A 16,650-nucleotide genomic window follows, 5' to 3' on the forward strand; every position below is an offset into this window, starting at 1 on the left:
CGTACGTTTTACTATTGTTGTTTTGAGTGCTCAATACCTTTGCGCAGAGCATTCCAAGCAAGGGTGGCGCACTTGATTCTGGCAGGAAACTTGTTCACGCCGGACAACGCCTCAATATCCTCATACTCGAACTCGACCGGCTCGCCCTTCATCAGGCCGGAGAAGCTCTCCGCCATCTTCAGCGCTTCGTCCAGCGTTTTGCCTTTCACGGCATCCGTCATCATAGAAGCGGAAGAAAGGCTGATGGAACAGCCTTCGCCCGTGAATTTTGCCGCTTTGACAATACCGTCCTCCACCTGCATCTGAAGCTGAATCTTATCTCCGCAGGTTGGATTGTTCAAGTCGATGCTAACCGCTTCTCCGCTTTCGAAGGAGCCGCGGTTGCGTGGATTTTTATAATGATCCATGATGACCCTGCGGTATAAATCATCCAATTGCATGGCCGAAGTACTCCTTTGTTTTGATTAGCGAAGCGATCAAGCGATCGACATCTTCCTCGTTATTGTATAGATAAAAGCTTGCCCGTGCCGTTGCCGTTACTTGAAGCCAACGCATCAGCGGCTGGCAGCAATGGTGTCCTGCGCGAACGGCAACTCCGCTTGCGTCCAGAACCGTTGCAACATCGTGCGGATGAACATCGTCCAGATTGAAGGTGATCAATCCGGCGCGATTCTCCTTCGGTCCATAGACGGTAAGGCCTTCGATCTCAAGCATCCGGTCCATGGCGTAAGCCGTGAGCTCCTTCTCATGCTTGTCGATCGCATCCATTCCGATGCTTTCCAGGAAATCAATCGCTGCGCCAAGCCCGACCGCTCCGGCGATGATCGGAGTTCCCCCCTCGAATTTCCAGGGGAGATCCTTCCATGTCGATTCGTACAAGCCAACATGATCGATCATTTCGCCGCCGAATTCGATCGGCTCCATGCTTTGAAGAAGCTCCTTCTTACCGTATAGGGCACCGATCCCTGTAGGAGCACACATTTTATGGCCGGACAGCGCATAGAAATCACAATCGAGATCCTGTACGTCAACCTTAAGATGCGGTGTGCTCTGAGCTCCGTCCACAACCATTTTGGCCCCGTTCTTATGAGCAATCGCCGTAATCTCCTTGATGGGATTGACGACGCCAAGCACGTTGGAAACATAAGTGACGGAGACGATTTTGGTGCGGCTTGTTACCGTACTCTCGACATCCTCAAGGCGGATGGACCCGTCCTCTTGAAGCGGAATATATTTCAGTGTGGCGCCGGTAGCCTTGGCCACCTGCTGCCACGGAATTAAGTTGGCGTGATGCTCCATGGGAGTAATGACGATCTCATCCCCCTCGCCGCAAACCGTTCTTGCGTAGCCTGAAGCTACGAGGTTTAACGCCGTGGTTGTGCCGCGGGTGAAAATCACTTCCTCCGTTGAGCGGGCATTGATGAACTTACGCAGCTTCTCTCTGGCATTCTCATAGGCATCGGTCGCCCGCGAGCCCAGCGTGTGGACACCGCGGTGCACGTTGGCATTATCCCATTCGTAATAATGCTTGATCGCATCGATTACAACCTGAGGCTTTTGCGAGGTGGCCGCGGAATCCAAATACACTAGCGGGTGTCCGTTGATTTCCTGATGAAGAATCGGGAACTCCTTGCGGATGGCTGCGGTATTCATTGTCCCAGCTTCCTTTCCACAAGGCTCCTTAATTGCGTCTGTACGAGCTCCAGCGGAATTTCGGATACAACCGGATCCAGGAAGCCATAGATGATCAAGCGCTCGGCATCCTGACGGGAAATCCCCCGGGACATCAGATAGTATACATACTCAGGATTGACTTGGCCGACGCTGGCCGCGTGTCCAGCCGTTACGTCATCCTCGTCGATAAGCAAAATCGGGTTCGCGTCTCCGCGCGCCTTCGGGCTGAGCATCAGCACCTTCTCCGTTTGCTCGCCGTTTGCCTTCGTAGCGCCATGCTCAATCTTGGTGATACCGTTGATAATCGCCGTCGCCTCATCGCGCATTACCGCGCGAGTGATCATTTGGCTGTCCGAGCTTTTACCGTAATGAATCGCACGGGTCGTTACGTTCAGCTTCTGATCGTTGGTGCCTACACTGATCACCTTGGCATCGGAAGTAGAGCCGTTGCCTTTAAGAATCGTCGTCGTATCGGACATCGTGTTCCCGTAGTTCATTTCACCGATAATCCATTCGACGCCTGCATCGTTCTCAACGACCGCGCGGCGATAAGTCAGATCCGTTACGGAATCGTTCAGGCTGTGTACGGAAGCGAAGGTAACCTTGGCGCCGGGCTTTGCTACTACTTCTACTACACCGTTCAGTACAAGCTGATTCAGATTGCCTTCCGAAACGAAGTTATCTACGTAAGTAACGGAGGAATGCTGCTCAGCTACGATCAATACGTGCGGGGAAAAGCTTGCTTCCGCATCCGAAGTAAGGAACAGCGCTTGAACCGGTACTTCCACTTGAACATTCTTTGGAACGTAGAGGAATACCCCGCCGCTCCAAAGCGCAGTATGCAATGCGGTAAGCAGGTTTTCTTTCGTCTCGACAACGGACATGAAGTACTTTTGCACCAAGTCGCCATGCGTTTGAAGAGCCTCTTCCAGGCTGGTAAAAATAACACCCTGCTGCTTTAACTGCTCGGAAACGCTGTGAAAGGTTACAGCCGAGTTCTGCTGAATCAGCAGGTTTTCCGGCTGAGCTTGATTCTCGCCTTGCAGCAGCTGCTTCGCCGCCTCAGGAAGCTGATCCAAGCCGGTCAGCTCGCCTGCTGCTTTATATTTGCCGTAGGAATTCAAGCTCCAACGGTCGATTCTTGTTTTTTCAAGCTTCGGTAATTCCAACGATTCGGCCAGCTCGAGAGCCTGCGCCCGAAGATTTGTCATCCATTCCGGTTCTTTTCTGGACTTCGACAGCTCCGTTAGGCTTGCACGATCGATGGGAAGAGCGGTTTGTGTACTCATCTTGCGTATCCTCCTATCCCTCTATCGCTTAGTATTTAGGCGCTGTAGTATTCATCGGAACCTTGAATTCTTTCTCTTCTTGGCCAACCGTTTCGTCTACAATCCCCAGTTCTTCCTTTACCCAATCATAGCCTTCTGCTTCCAGACGCTCTGCAAGCTCAGGACCGCCGGATTTTACAATGCGTCCTTGCATCATGACGTGAACGAAATCAGGCTTGATGTAGTTCAGCAAGCGCTGATAGTGCGTAATGATCAGGAAGCCGCGGTCTTCGGAGCGCATAGCGTTCACACCTGTCGCTACAATGCGGAGAGCGTCGATATCGAGACCGGAGTCAATCTCATCGAGAATGACGAGCTTCGGATCGAGCATCAGCATCTGAAGAATTTCGTTCCGCTTCTTCTCGCCGCCGGAGAAGCCTTCGTTTAGGTAACGATGCATGAATTCCGGATTCATTTCCAGCTCTTTCATTTTCGCTTCCATTTGACGGATGAACTTGATCAAGGAAATTTCGTTGCCCTCGCCGCGGCGCGCATTGATCGCACTGCGCAGGAAGTCCGCATTCGTAACACCGGTAATTTCGCTAGGGTACTGCATAGCAAGGAACAAGCCTGCTCTTGCTCTTTCGTCCGTCGCCATTTCAAGCACGTCCTCGCCGTCCAAGGAAACGGAACCGTCAGTAACTTCATACTTCGGATGACCCATCAATGTGGATGCAAGGGTCGATTTCCCCGTTCCGTTCGGACCCATGATGGCGTGAACCTCGCCGCCGTTGATCTTCAGGCTTAAGCCCTTGAGGATCTCTTTCCCTTCGACAGTTGCCTTCAAACCGTCTATGATAAATTGTGGTGAATTAGCCATGATTTGCGCCTCCAGCGTTAAATTATTCTTTGTTAATAATTATTCTAAACTGATTATCAATGATTCTCAATGATAATATTATCTTACATTACCAATAAAAATCAATAGGCGTGCTTAGGCTCGGTGAAAATGAAGTGAAACCAGGAGCCTCGCTCACAAATAAACCGGTCACCGCAGCAAAGATTTTATGGTATTTATCCGTTCCGCATATTCTTCATCGGATAAGACCGGCCGGCGTTCCGCCGCGTCCAGAGCTGCGGCAGGCAAGCCGATCCACGATTTGCAGCCGTTATACTCCGGCAGAATGCTTACTCGGACGTGCTCGGTAAGCTCGTACACTCGCAGCAGCATAAGATGCAGCGGCTGTGCCCGCTTCCACTTGACCCGTTCTTCAGCGAATCGGTCGGTCCAGATATGCTCTCCTTTGAGCCGATCCAGCTCCTCTTGCGATGCAATTAGTATGTCTTCCGTAAGCTCGGCATAACAACGAATCACCGCTTCCGTATCCTGGCTGCTCCAACTCCTTAGAGTCTCGTCCAATTGATATTGATACTCTTCCTTAAGAAGCTCCCTGCGCTGATGCTCGTAAGTCGGATATAAGTAGAAGCTTTCGCTCTCGACCTGAAAATCCCGGGTTTCCTCCCGAATCCCTCCTTTGCGCATAATGAGAATTTGCTGCCCGTTTCGAAGTGCTTCAATGGCCGAAGCCCACTCCTTTAGTGCAATAACCTGACCGCTCATCCGTGATTCTCAACTCCGTATTTGCTTGATCTTTTCATTGTACCATGTTCGCGCGGCAAGGCAAAACCATACAGCTCCCTGATTGCATAAAACTTCGCGGTTCGCCCGATTCTAAAGAAGTAATGACATTATCCTTTGAGGAGGAATTGTACATGCGCGAAGGTCTTATTCCTACCGTCCTGGGTACAGCAGTAACAGCTTCCGGTGCAGCTATGAGAGGGAAGTATCCTATGGCAGCCGCCGCTGTAGTAGGCTTCGGACTTGCCCATGTGGTATTAGGGGCAATCGATTTAGTGGAGCATCGCAAGCAACGCATGTTCTAATTCTGAAAGAGGACAAGGGAAGGCACAATTCCAGTGCCCTCCCTTTTCTTTTGTATCCCTCTATTTCCAATCACCCTAATTTGATTTATACTTAGGGATGGCAGTTTTTTGTCGAAACCGTTTAGTTAACGTCCACTTGGAGGGGATATATACCATGTGCGCATACCACGCATTAAGTGAAGCGGAAGCAATCGAGTACGCCCGCCGCCTGCCTGATTTGTTTGCAGCCAACAGCGAGCTTGTCAGCCGTGAGATCGGCGACGGCAATTTGAATCTCGTTTTTCATATCTCGGAGCCATCTTCGGGAAAAAGCATTATTCTCAAGCAAGCCCTTCCTTACGCAAAGGTTGTAGGGGAATCCTGGCCGCTGACACTGGACCGTGCCCGTATTGAAAGCGAAGCGTTGATGATCCAGGAAGCGCTTTGTCCTGATCTTGTGCCCCATGTCCATGCCTATGAACCGGAGCTTGCCCTTACGGTTATGCAGGATTTAAGCGATCATGTCATCATGCGCCGCGGACTGATGGAAGGCAATAAATATCCGCTGTTCGCCGAGCACATTTCCCGGTTTCTAGCCCACACCTTGTTCTTTACCTCCGACCTCGGAATGAACCAGCAGGAGAAGAAAGCTCGGGTGAAGCAATTCGTCAATCCGGAGCTGTGCAAAATTACCGAGGATCTGATTTTCGACGACCCGTATACGAATTCGCCGAACAACAATGTGCCGCCGGCCATTCAGGATGCGGTAGAAGCGGTTTGGAACGATAAGGAGCTGCATCTTGAGGTTGCCCTTCTCCGTGAGAAGTTCCTCGTTCAAGCGCAGGCGCTGCTGCATGGCGATCTACATACCGGCAGTATTTTCATTAAACCCGAATCGACGAAGGTGATTGACCCGGAATTCGCTTATTATGGTCCGATGGGCTTTGATATCGGTGCGGTATTCGCCAATCTACTGCTCAATTATGCCGCGCAAGAGGGCTGGAGTCAGGATGCTTCCTCTCGTCAGGACTTCCGGGCGTATCTCTTGAATACCGTCCGGGACATTTGGGTGGGCTTCGATCGGCAATTCCGTACGCTTTGGAACGAGCAGGGCAACGATCGCATGTTCAAGACAGAGGGCTTCCAGGACGCTTATATGACGCGCTTGCTGCAGGACACCTTCGGGTACTCCGGTTGTAAGATGGTTCGCCGCGTTCATGGACTCGCACAGGTCGCCGATATCAATAAGCTGGAGGACGCCGCGGCGAAGGAGCGCGCTCAGCGCATCGCCCTGCAAATCGGCACGTCCCTAATTAAGCACAACCGGAAGGCAGCTTCGATCGAAGAGCTTCTGGATATCGCAGTGAAGGCGGTTCAATAAGATGTCAACAGTAGAGCAAACGCAAAATGATTGGCTGCAGTCGGTACGCTGGAATTCGCTGGAAAACCGGTTGGATCTTCTTGATCAGCGCCTGCTGCCCGATGAAATTGTTTATTTGGAGCTGACCACCTCCGAACAGGTATGGGACGCCATTAAACAGCTCGCGGTTCGCGGGGCTCCTGCCATCGGGATTGCCGCTGCGTTCGGGGTTTACCTCGGGGTACGTCACACCGAAGGGGACAAAAGCGCCCTGCTGGCAGAAGTGGAGCGGCAATGCGATTACCTGGCTACCTCCCGGCCTACGGCAGTGAACCTGTTCTGGGCTTTGGACCGTATGCGGGCAACGGCGAAGGGGCTCCTTGCCGAGGGTACGGATGTAACGGTCGAAGGCGCAAAGCAAGCACTGCTTGACGAGGCTAGGGCAATCCAAGCCGAAGATGAGGAGACGTGCCGTCTGATTGGAGAGCATGCCCTAACCCTGTTCGAGGACGGCATGGGCTTGCTCACGCACTGCAACGCCGGCGGCTTAGCGACAGCCCGTTACGGAACCGCCTTGGCCCCGATGTATTTGGCGAAGGAGAAGGGACTCAACATCAAGGTGTTCGCGGATGAAACACGGCCGGTGCTGCAGGGCGCCAGACTGACGGCCTTCGAGCTGCAGCAGGCCGGTGTCGATGTGACGCTGATTTGTGACAACATGGCCGGAGCGGTCATGTCCAAGGGCTGGGTACAGGCGGTCATCGTCGGCACGGATCGCGTGGCGGCCAATGGCGACGTAGCCAACAAAATCGGGACCTACAGTGTAGCTGTGTTGGCCAAAGCGCACGGCATTCCTTTTTACGTGGCTTGCCCGATGTCCACAATCGACCTCAATACGCCTACAGGAGCGGACATTCCGATTGAGGAACGCCATGAAGACGAAATTACGCAAGGCTTCGGCAAACGTACGGCCCCGCAAGGCATCAAGGTATACAATCCAGCCTTCGACGTGACGCCGAACGAATACGTTACCGCGATCATCACCGAAAAGGGAATCGTGCGAGCCCCTTATGAGGAAGGCTTGCGTAAGCTGTTTGAAGAGTAGCGGATAAATACAAAAGGACGCCCCTCGGGTCTCAATCCGATTCAAGGCGTCCTTTTTCTTATGGCGTGTTCGTTTCCTTTCGCTCCTCTTCCTTTGCCGGCGGCTCGACTTTGCAATCCTCGCAGATCCAGCTGTTCCCCGTTTCACCTTGGCCCTTGATTTTGCCGCATTCTCCGCAGGTAATCATGGCTGGCAGCCCCCTTATCTTTGAACTTACCCCTATTGAACCATAGAGCCGGCCCCGGCGGCTGTGACCCATATCACACTTCCTGCGCAAACTGCTTCGTCAGAAGATAGCAGCGAAGCTTATGCAGATCCTTAGAAGAAATCGACTTGATTTCACAGCCGTACCGAATCGTTTTCTCCAGGATATGCGCATATCTTACGATCAGCTTCGGATGGATGGTCTCCTCGTCACAGATGATCATCGAATCGTAGACCTCATTCATTCGGACGGAGAAGTCGTCTACCTCCAGCCCGAAGCCCAGCCTGCTGACATCGGTAAAGCGAACCGAACGGATTTTGAAATCCTCGCTGATCGTACCGAAGGTATTGAGCTTAAAGCTTTTGAACACCTTGTCCTCCTGGCGGTACAGCTCCTCGTACGCGATAGGCGAATGACCCTGAATCTGAAAAATCTCGCTGTTTACAGGAGCCACGATGATCCGCGACGTAGCCGTCCGCATCACTTTCATCGTCCATCTGCGGAAACGGTCAAAGCAAATGATCGCATCTCCGCTCGAATATTCAGCTTCATCCGGCAGGCTGATTTCCATAAAGTCCGGCTGCTCGTATGCAATTTCTCCTTTGTGAACCTTGCCTTTATACAACATTTGAATCTCTTTCATCCGAAGCACCTCCGCATCATTGCTATAATTGGAGTTTACTAGGAAGAAATTCAAAAAGTATCAAGCAATCGTTAAGAGATTATTAGATTGGATACCAAAATGAACAATTCGTGTCAAATGCTCATACGAAAGTCGAAGGATTTTTGACTTCAATCGCACAAATTGAGCTTTGGCAGCGCAAATCTCTTGCGAATTCTGCCCATTACGATGAGCATTACCGGCCCGATCTAAGCGCCAGACGCCTGTAACGCGATTTTTTCATCTTACGGTGACAGATGAACACATTCTTGGTACAGTAAGTTAAAATGAACGAAACCGACTACCATTTTGCATTACGTAGGGTGAATTTGGAAATCAATTGATTGAGCAATCAAATCAATATTCCAAAACAGAGCTACAAACAAAAGGAGTCGGTTTAGTAATGAGTATAACCATAAAATATGTTGGTCTAGACGTATCCAAAGAAAAAATAGCTGTAGCCATCGCCCCCGAAAATAGAAATGAACCCGTCAGGTTCCATGGTGTCATCTCGCATACGAAGGAGGCTGTTCGTAAACTAGTTAATCAGTTAATGAAAGATGATGACGTAAAGTTAAGTATATGCTATGAGGCTGGCCCTACGGGGTTCGTCTTGTATCGATGGCTTTTGGAGATGTATGTGGAATGCAGCGTCATCGCACCAACAGACTTAGAGGGGAATACTCGAATAAAAACAGATAAGAGAGATGCTGTACGTCTAGCGCAGCTCTGGAGAGCAAATGAATTGACAGAGATCTATGTACCACGTCCCGAGGATGAAGCCTTGCGAGATTTGGTTCGGGCCAGGGAAGATGCCGTACAAGACAGGAATCGGCATAAACAGCGTTTAACCAAGTTTCTGCTTCGCCATCAGATCCACCCGCCCAAGGGCGTTCGAGTGTGGACTCAGCCATATGAAAATTGGTTAGATACTTTACGGTTTTCTCGGTGTTGTGAGGATATGGTATTCCAAGAATACCGAAACAGCATCCAAGAAGCTACGAACCGGATCCGAAGATATGAAGCGGAGATGGAGAAGCAAACGAGTGAAGGATGCCAAGCGACCATGATCCAAGCATTGCAGGGGCTCCATGGCGTTGCCCTAATTACAGCCGTTACTGTAGCTTCGGAACTTGGCCACATTGCAGGAAGATTCGCATCCCCTCAGCAGCTCATGAGTTATGTGGGGCTGGTGCCATCAGAACGTTCTAGCGGGGGGAGTCGTTGGCAAGGTGGGATAACGAAAGCTGGAAATGCCCATATACGTAGGGTATTGGTTGAAGCCGCCTGGAGCTATCGGAGCTCACCTGCCATACGGAAAACGCTGCGAGATAGGCAAAAAGGACTGAGTTCGGAAATTGTCAATATCTCCTGGAAAGCACAAAAGCGATTACACCACAAATACAAGAAGCTCCTTTTCAAAGGAAAGCACAAAGGAACCATCATCGCCGCAGTAGCCCGAGAGCTTATAGGTTTCATATGGGCCATAGCCAAGGAAGTAGATAAGCAAAAAAACAGCATCACAGCATAAAAAATAAGGGTATGATTGAATGAAAAAGGAAGTGATTCCGGCTTAGTGAGTTAGGCAATGCGTTACGTTACATTCTTTGGCTCGAGGGCAAAGTACTAAAGCAAGGCAGAGAGTAATAATCCGCGGAAATCACCTGCGCAAAGTCAATCTTTCAGGTAGTGCGGCTTCATGCGCGTCGTAAGTTTAGCAGGTAAGCTCTCTGGTCGTATACAATTCACTTGTGATAACCCACGAATATCAGGTTGCCAACCGGCGCAAAGAACCATTTTGCCCTCGTGCCAAGGAATGAAACTCATTCGAACCACAAGCTCAAATTAAAGAAAGACAGCAGGGAGCACGCCCCCTGCACCCCGTTACTCGCCGTAGGGCAGGGTCTGGCTTGATCAGCCAGACCGAAGTAAAAAAGTATGGGCAGAGTGAACCGCCTGTCAAAAAAGGCATTTGACAGGCTTACTTTAGAGCACTCCAAATCAAGGGTACGTGCTGAGCACTTGACGGTTTCGTTCATATCAGGTGATTTCATAACGTTACAGGGAGCATTACCGGGTCGTGTTAAGCGTCAGACGCCCTGTAACGCCATCTATCTGCCACAGGTAACCGATTTCGAGTTGTACAATTAGTTCGAGAATGACAAAAGCCCGTTTTTTCGAGCCTTCGTGTTGCCCATGCCATTTGGTAACCTTAACTTCGAGAATGTGGGGAGGTACTCCTGCTTTTGTATACCGAATACCCTTATTCCACAAGGGCTTTCTAATTATGAAATTGACTTTATATACAAACATTGTGAGGCCAGTAGCTGCATTTTTAGTCATTGTGTTCTCTTAAATTTGTGTTTTCTCACAAAGCTCGCTTTTGAATTTCATTTGGGATCGCAGATTTCTGCGCTTTAGCAGCAATGCACCTCTTGCCCGACACGTGACGGCCTTCTCCCTGGCGAAACCAAACAAAACGTGGAAAAGATGGACCAGGGAATTCTAGCTTATACTTTCTGAACATATGAAAAAAGCCCTTCGATTCGTTCGAAGGACTTTCTATCAGTCTAGTATCATGACTCATATTGAATAGCTACCACTCTAGCAGGTGCTCCGCTCGATTCGCGAACCTTAATAGGCAGAGAGATGAGATGCCAGCTCCCATCACTTAGCTCAGGGAAATTCAGCTGCAGTCCCTCCGCCACCCATATGCCGCTGCCCAGCAGGATCCTGTGCGTTTCCTCGTTTTCGTCCCCGGTACCGCCGATGCTGAAGTGATCAATCGCCACCCCGCGCACTTGGTGCTTCGCGAGCAAACGGGCGGCATCATTATTCAAGTAAGGCGATTGGTAAATCCACTCGGTCGTCCAGGCCTGCTTTTCCCCCCAGCCCGTGTACAGAAGCACAATGGCGTCAGGAATGAGCTGCTCTAAGTATGGCTCAAGATCAGCAGGTGTGATGGGGTCCGAGGGCCCCTTTATCCCGGCCAACGGAATATACACCGCCTGCCCTTGGAATCGCTCCACGGGAATTTCGTCGAGATTCGTACGAAACTCATTCATATGAGAAGGCGCGTCCATATGTGTGCCGGAATGAAGACTCAGCGTAAGCCGCTCCATCTTCCAGCCGTCCCTAGGACCAATGAAGATGTAGTCCAGCTTCGGCGGGTCAAAGATCGGCAGCACCGGGCTGTTGTGATAAAGCTCCTGTGTCAAATCCAGCATGCGCTTTACCCGCATGACGTCAACTCCTTATGCTTGGTTCCGGGCGACCCGCCCTGAGCAGGTACCGCATGGATCACGGCCCCCGCTCAAGCGAATCGCAGCATGAATGGTGCTAGTGCTCCATGTGGTCGTCAGGCTGAGCGGCTTTCACCGTCAAGCCGCCGTCCACCATCAGCAGGTGACCGTTCACCTGCATGGCTTCCTCGGACGCGAGGAACACCACCGCGTCGCCGATCTGGCGGGCGGTGCCCAGGCGCTTCATCGGATTCGCCTCAATCTCCTTCGCACGGATGGAAGGATCCGCTAAGTAGTCCGTGCACATATCCGTGTCTACCGTGCTCGGACCGACCGCGTTGACGTTGATGTTATATTTGCCGAGCTCAATGGCCATGCCCTTCGTCAGCATATGAGCCGCCGCCTTGGACGACTGGTAATGCGGGATGACAGGGCTTGTCACCACCAGGCTCGCAGTAGACAGCACGTTGATGATTTTACCGTAGCGCTTCTCGATCATCGAGCGCGCCGCCAGCTGGGAAGCCAAGAAGATCGATTTGACATTCGTATTATAGGTGCGGTCCCAAGTTTCCTCGGTGACATGCATGAACGATTCAAACGGGGCGATACCCGCGTTGTTAACTAGAATCTCCACCTCGCCAAGCTGCTCTTTCACCTGCTGAAACATGGCAGCCACCTGCTCGCTGCTGCCGACGTCAGCCTGGACCACGATCGACTTGACACCGTGCGCTTCCGCCTGCTCCTTGACCTTCTCTGCGAGCGGTCTGGAGCGTTCCGAAGTAAAATTAACCGCGACGTGAGCGCCTTCCTCGGCCAAACGAATCGCGATCGCCTCGCCGATTCCGCGGCTGGCGCCCGTAACTAAGGCCACTCGGCCTTTCAATCTACCCATACAGAAAGCCTCCTGCTTGAATTTATTGGTGCGTTCCACCGAGCAGCAATGCTTCACCTGTCGAATGCATGCCGGGGGATTCGGTTTATCCCAGAGTGCTGCTACAGACTCGGTCCGATCCGGTTAATGCTGAACTCCGTATGGCCGAGAACTTCCGCCTTCGTCAGCTTTCCGTTCGCCACCTCTTGAATTTCCTGCCAGATCCGTTCGCCCGCGGCTTCCAGACTCAGCGTACCTTCCAGCATCTCGCTCACATCGACGTCCATGTTGTCCGTCATGCGCTCATACATCCTCTTGTTGCCGGTAATCTTGATGACCGGAATGACGGCCGAGCCGGTGGGGGTACCCCGCCCGGTCGTAAAGCACACCAGATGGGCCCCGCCTGCCGCCATGCCCGATACGCATTCGATATCGTTGCCCGGCGAGTCCATGAAGTAGAGGCCGTGCTTCGGAATGCTCTCGGCATACTCGATCACGCCTTCAATCGGAGCATTGCCGCATTTACTGATGCAGCCAAGCGACTTTTCCTCAATCGTCGTGAGCCCTCCCGCAATATTGCCCGGGCTCGGATTGCCGCCGCGCATGTCGGCTCCCATCCGCTCCACTTCCTTCTCGAAGCGGTCGACAATGTAATACAGCTTATCGGACGTCTCCTGAGTTGCGCAGCGGGAAGCCAGCACGTGCTCAGCTCCGATAATTTCGGTCGTCTCGCCGATGACGACGCCGCCGCCCTGCTGAATGAGCGTATCCGCCGCCGCACCGAGGGCCGGGTTAGAGGCAAGGCCGCTGGTGGCATCCGAGCCCCCGCACTTCACGCCGATGATCAGCTCGCTGAACGGAATGGGCTCCGCCTTCATCTCATCCAGCTGAGCACGCATGCTCCGAGCAATCTCTGCACCGTACTGAATCGCCTTCACCGAGCCTCCGACCGATTGAATGTCGAATACTTCCACCGGTTTGCCGGTCGGACGAATCGCCTCTGCGAGCGCGTGCGGATCCACCACCTCACAGCCCAGGCTGATGATAATGACCCCTCCTACATTGGGGTTCCTGCCCGTCCCTGCCAGCACCTCGAAGGTGCGCTCCTTATCCGCTCCGATCTGACTGCAGCCATGCTGGTGCGGAATCGCCACCGTCCCCGGCACGAGCTGCTCGATCCGGCTGCACACCTGATTGGCGCAAATGACCGTAGGAATAATCAGCAAATGATTGCGGATTCCCACATCGCCGTTCGGTCTTCTATATCCCATCATATGACTCATGTGAGCCTCTCCTCTCGCTTACGCTTTCTCCGCCGCCTGGTCTCCGCGACCGCGAATGCCTTCCACATTATGAACATGTACATGCTGTCCCGCCCGAATATCGGACGTCGTTCTTCCAATAACCTCACCGTACTTGCGAATGTCCGTACCCGCCGCCAAATCGGTAATCGCCACCTTATGACCGAACGGAATCGCGTCCAGCAGCGTCAGCTCAAACACCTGACCCTGCTTCATATAAGTAATAAGAGCCCCGGCTGCGAGATCCTGGATCGCGGTCGCCACATGATCGCGTCCGTCCATGACCAGCGCATCCGCCCCGCTTGAAATATGTCCTGCCACCTGACTGCACCTCCCTCATTCACGAGAAATCAATTACGCTTGCTCATTCACCATACGATTCGTCAAGGAGCCGAGCTTCTCAATCTCAATCGTCACCACATCGCCGTCCTTGAGGTACACCTGCTTCTCCGGCGGGTAGCCGAGCACAACGCCTTCCGGTGTCCCGGTAAGAATAATGTCCCCCGGCACCAGGGTCATGTGCTGCGAAATATAGCTCACAATCTCGTCGCAATGGAAAATCATATCGGAGGTATTGGAGCTTTGGCGAACTTCTCCGTTCACGATACAGCGAATGCTCAGGTCGTTCGGATTGCCCACCTCATCGGCAGTGACAAGATAAGGACCGAGCGGACTGAAGCCGTCGCAGCTTTTGCCGAGCAGCCATTGCTGTGTACGAAGCTGCAGATCGCGTGCCGAGAGATCGTTTACGTTGCAGTAACCGAATACGTGGCTGAGCGCATCCTCTTTGGACACATACTTTGCCGTTTTCCCGATGACGATCACGAGCTCCGCTTCATAGTCCACCTTGTCGGTTACACGAACAGGAAGCGGAACGTCGGCCCCATGGCCGGTGAGCGTGTTATTGAATTTGTTAAAAAGAATCGGGTACTGCGGAATCGGCGCATTCGTTTCCTCCGCGTGCTTACGGTAGTTCAGGCCGACGCAGATGATTTTGTTCGGATGAGTCACGGCAGGACCGAGCGTCAGCTCCTCTTCGTTCAGAAGATAGGCTTCGCTTCCTCCCGCAGCCAGTGCCTTATCCACGAATGCCTGCAAAGCCGCCGTCGCCGCTGCTCCGCCCTCGATGACCTGATGCACGTTCGTCGCGATAGGCCCTTCCGCCGCAACGGTTTCAAGCGCTTTCGTAATATGTACTACACCGCGATCTGTCTTCACGCCAAGCTGCTGCGAGCCGTTATCGATAAAGGTTAAAAGTTTCATAAGTGCGATGACCTCCTAATGGTAATATGCTTATGCTTGCTGCCTACGCATTCTTGCCAAACACGACTCCGCCGTCAATATAAAGGGGTGAGCCCATCATGAACTTCGATTCATCCGATGCTAGGAACAAGGCAGCCTTCGCCACATCATCCGGCCGTCCGAGATCTCCGCTGAGCTGACGCTTCTTCAAGGACTCTACCGCTGCCTCGGGATCGTCATAGGAGGTTCGGAGATAATTTTCCACAAACGGCGTCAAAATGGTACCCGGCAGCAGCGCATTCACACGGATATTATAAGGTGCATAGTCCACCTGCATGGACTTGGTCAGAGCCAGCACGGCGCCTTTGGTTGCCGAATAGGACGCCCTGCGCGCCAAGCCGATCTCCGCGATGCAGGAGGACATGTTGATGATCGAGCCCTCTTTGCGCGCCATCATATGAGGGAGCACATACTTGCTTGGGAGGAAAACGCCGCGAATGTTGATGCTGATAACCCGGTCCCAAGCATCCGGCTCCACCTCGTGAATGGCGCCCACGCCGCTGATCCCGGCATTATTAAAGAGCACATCGATTCGCCCGAACCGTTCGATGATCTCGTCGACCATCGCCTTGACGGATTCCGGGTCCGTCACATCCGCCTGGATGAATAAGGCCTCTCCTCCGGCTTGACGAATTTCGCTTACTGTCTCCTGTCCTTTATCCTCCTGCAGGTCGTTCACGACGACCGTCGCGCCCTCGCTGGCGAACAGCAGCGCCGAGCTCTTGCCGATACCGGAGCCGGATCCGGTAATAAGGATGATTTTGTTTTGCAGTCTCACGGGCTCACTTCCTTTTCCTTAATAATGTGAAAGTCTTGCGGCCAAATCGCAAATTTCTTTCTGCGCGAGCTCCTTCTTCTGCTCCCAAACATGCTGGAACATCGAACAGCTGATCGCAGCGATGACCTCTCCCTGGGCATTGCGCACGGGTGCGGCGACACAGCAGAACCCCACCACCGCCTCCTGCAGGTCAAAAGCAAAGCCGCGCTCCCTCACCTGATTCAAATGCTCCACAAGCTCCTGACGAGTCTTCACCGTATAGGGCGTCAGCAGCGGCTCGAGCATCTCCTGCGGAAACCGCTCGGGAAGCTCCTGCTCAGGAAGCCAGGCAAGCAGCGCCTTGCCTAACGCCGTGGAATGGGCCGGAAGCTTCATCCCGGGCTCGGACGTCAGCTTGACCTGGGAAGGCATCTCTTCCTTCGCCAAATAAAGCACCTCATGCTGCTCCAGCTTGGCGAGCTGAATCGTTTCCTGAATGACGTGCTTCGTGACCGAGGCTTCCTTCTTGAACCGGTCGATGAGCGTGAATTGCTTGAAGAACACGTTGCCGAGCAGCCCGAGCTTCGAGCCTAAGGAGTAGGTCGCATCCTTCTCCCGGACAACCCATTCCAGAGCTTCCATAGTGGCAAGCAGAGAGAATAACGAGCTTTTGTTAATGCCCAGCTTTTTGGAGATATCAATCAGCTTCAAAGCGGAGGGCTCTTCGGCGATGGTCTGCAGCACATGGTTTGCTTTTTCCAGGGCGGGAACCCAATATTTTTTGTCCATGATGACAGAAGCCTCCGAGTTTTGGTTTTGTATAATAAACCGCAGTTTTATATACTGACATAAACATAGTATCACCCGTCTCCAAAAGGTGTCAACGAATAAATTCCGGCCGGAAAAACGGATTTCAGCCGATTTTTCCCTTGCCATGACCCCTGCGCCGACCTATACTGACTGAAATGATACGAGTACGTG

At 52.5% G+C, this 16,650-nt stretch carries 18 protein-coding genes; 4 read left to right on the forward strand and 14 right to left on the reverse strand.

The window, feature by feature from the left end; all coding sequences use genetic code 11:
* Nucleotides 1–11: 11 nt before the first annotated feature.
* From sufU to RAC89_RS06105, 5 genes are all read right to left on the reverse strand, one after another.
* Nucleotides 12–440, reverse strand: a complete 429-nt coding sequence (sufU, locus tag RAC89_RS06085; protein ID WP_306612445.1) for a Fe-S cluster assembly sulfur transfer protein SufU — start codon at nt 438–440, stop codon at nt 12–14.
* Nucleotides 427–1,653: a cysteine desulfurase gene (locus tag RAC89_RS06090; protein ID WP_306612446.1), complete on the reverse strand. Its 1,227-nt coding sequence runs from the start codon at nt 1,651–1,653 to the stop codon at nt 427–429. The genes sufU and RAC89_RS06090 overlap by 14 nt, the downstream gene beginning before the upstream one ends.
* The gene (sufD, locus tag RAC89_RS06095) at nt 1,650–2,963 is read right to left on the reverse strand and encodes a Fe-S cluster assembly protein SufD (protein ID WP_306612448.1); all 1,314 of its coding nucleotides are present in this window, start codon (nt 2,961–2,963) and stop codon (nt 1,650–1,652) included. The genes RAC89_RS06090 and sufD overlap by 4 nt, the downstream gene beginning before the upstream one ends.
* Nucleotides 2,964–2,991: 28 nt before the next feature.
* Complete coding sequence (gene sufC, locus RAC89_RS06100) at nt 2,992–3,822, reverse strand: Fe-S cluster assembly ATPase SufC (RefSeq protein WP_306612450.1); 831 nt, start codon at nt 3,820–3,822, stop codon at nt 2,992–2,994.
* Between the two features lie 168 nt (nt 3,823–3,990).
* Nucleotides 3,991–4,563 (reverse strand): DUF1802 family protein, encoded by a 573-nt coding sequence (locus tag RAC89_RS06105; RefSeq protein ID WP_306612451.1) that lies wholly within the window; start codon nt 4,561–4,563, stop codon nt 3,991–3,993.
* 152 nt (nt 4,564–4,715) lie between these two features.
* Between RAC89_RS06105 and RAC89_RS06110 the strand changes: the two genes are divergently transcribed.
* From RAC89_RS06110 to mtnA, 3 genes are all read left to right on the forward strand, one after another.
* On the forward strand, nt 4,716–4,886 hold the full coding sequence (locus RAC89_RS06110) for an asparagine synthase (RefSeq protein WP_306612453.1): 171 nt from the start codon (nt 4,716–4,718) through the stop codon (nt 4,884–4,886).
* 154 nt (nt 4,887–5,040) lie between these two features.
* Nucleotides 5,041–6,246, forward strand: a complete 1,206-nt coding sequence (gene mtnK, locus RAC89_RS06115) for an S-methyl-5-thioribose kinase (protein WP_306612455.1) — start codon at nt 5,041–5,043, stop codon at nt 6,244–6,246.
* A 1-nt stretch (nt 6,247) separates the two neighbouring features.
* The gene (mtnA, locus tag RAC89_RS06120; protein WP_306612457.1) at nt 6,248–7,330 is read left to right on the forward strand and encodes an S-methyl-5-thioribose-1-phosphate isomerase; all 1,083 of its coding nucleotides are present in this window, start codon (nt 6,248–6,250) and stop codon (nt 7,328–7,330) included.
* Nucleotides 7,331–7,388: 58 nt separating this feature from the next.
* Here the strand turns inward: mtnA and RAC89_RS06125 are convergent, their stop codons facing one another.
* Nucleotides 7,389–7,517, reverse strand: coding sequence for a hypothetical protein (locus RAC89_RS06125; protein WP_306612459.1), 129 nt, complete (start codon nt 7,515–7,517; stop codon nt 7,389–7,391).
* Between the two features lie 73 nt (nt 7,518–7,590).
* Nucleotides 7,591–8,178 carry a hypothetical protein gene (locus RAC89_RS06130; protein ID WP_306612460.1) on the reverse strand — a complete coding sequence of 196 codons (588 nt, stop codon included), beginning with the start codon at nt 8,176–8,178 and terminating at the stop codon, nt 7,591–7,593.
* A gap of 421 nt (nt 8,179–8,599) precedes the next feature.
* On the opposite strand from RAC89_RS06130, the gene RAC89_RS06135 reads away from it, so the two are divergent.
* A complete protein-coding gene (locus RAC89_RS06135) occupies nt 8,600–9,727 on the forward strand; it encodes an IS110 family RNA-guided transposase (protein ID WP_306612462.1) in 1,128 nt (375 codons plus the stop codon).
* Nucleotides 9,728–10,772: 1,045 nt separating this feature from the next.
* On the opposite strand, the gene RAC89_RS06140 is transcribed toward RAC89_RS06135, so the two are convergent.
* The 7 genes from RAC89_RS06140 to RAC89_RS06170 form a co-directional block, all read right to left on the reverse strand.
* A complete protein-coding gene (locus RAC89_RS06140; RefSeq protein WP_306612464.1) occupies nt 10,773–11,438 on the reverse strand; it encodes a cyclase family protein in 666 nt (221 codons plus the stop codon).
* A 97-nt stretch (nt 11,439–11,535) separates the two neighbouring features.
* Nucleotides 11,536–12,330: an SDR family NAD(P)-dependent oxidoreductase gene (locus RAC89_RS06145; RefSeq protein WP_306612466.1), complete on the reverse strand. Its 795-nt coding sequence runs from the start codon at nt 12,328–12,330 to the stop codon at nt 11,536–11,538.
* 101 nt (nt 12,331–12,431) lie between these two features.
* Nucleotides 12,432–13,592, reverse strand: coding sequence for a UxaA family hydrolase (locus RAC89_RS06150; RefSeq protein WP_306612467.1), 1,161 nt, complete (start codon nt 13,590–13,592; stop codon nt 12,432–12,434).
* An 18-nt stretch (nt 13,593–13,610) separates the two neighbouring features.
* Nucleotides 13,611–13,931, reverse strand: a complete 321-nt coding sequence (locus RAC89_RS06155) for a UxaA family hydrolase (protein ID WP_284641250.1) — start codon at nt 13,929–13,931, stop codon at nt 13,611–13,613.
* 33 nt (nt 13,932–13,964) lie between these two features.
* On the reverse strand, nt 13,965–14,873 hold the full coding sequence (locus RAC89_RS06160) for a fumarylacetoacetate hydrolase family protein (RefSeq protein ID WP_306612468.1): 909 nt from the start codon (nt 14,871–14,873) through the stop codon (nt 13,965–13,967).
* Between the two features lie 43 nt (nt 14,874–14,916).
* Entirely contained in the window at nt 14,917–15,690 is a 774-nt protein-coding gene (locus RAC89_RS06165) for an SDR family NAD(P)-dependent oxidoreductase (RefSeq protein ID WP_306612469.1), read from the reverse strand.
* A gap of 18 nt (nt 15,691–15,708) precedes the next feature.
* Nucleotides 15,709–16,458 carry an IclR family transcriptional regulator gene (locus RAC89_RS06170; protein WP_284641253.1) on the reverse strand — a complete coding sequence of 250 codons (750 nt, stop codon included), beginning with the start codon at nt 16,456–16,458 and terminating at the stop codon, nt 15,709–15,711.
* Nucleotides 16,459–16,650 lie beyond the last annotated feature (192 nt).

Source organism: Paenibacillus sp. GD4 (genome assembly GCF_030846225.1).
GTDB classification, from domain to species: Bacteria; Bacillota; Bacilli; order Paenibacillales; family NBRC-103111; genus Paenibacillus_G; species Paenibacillus_G silviterrae.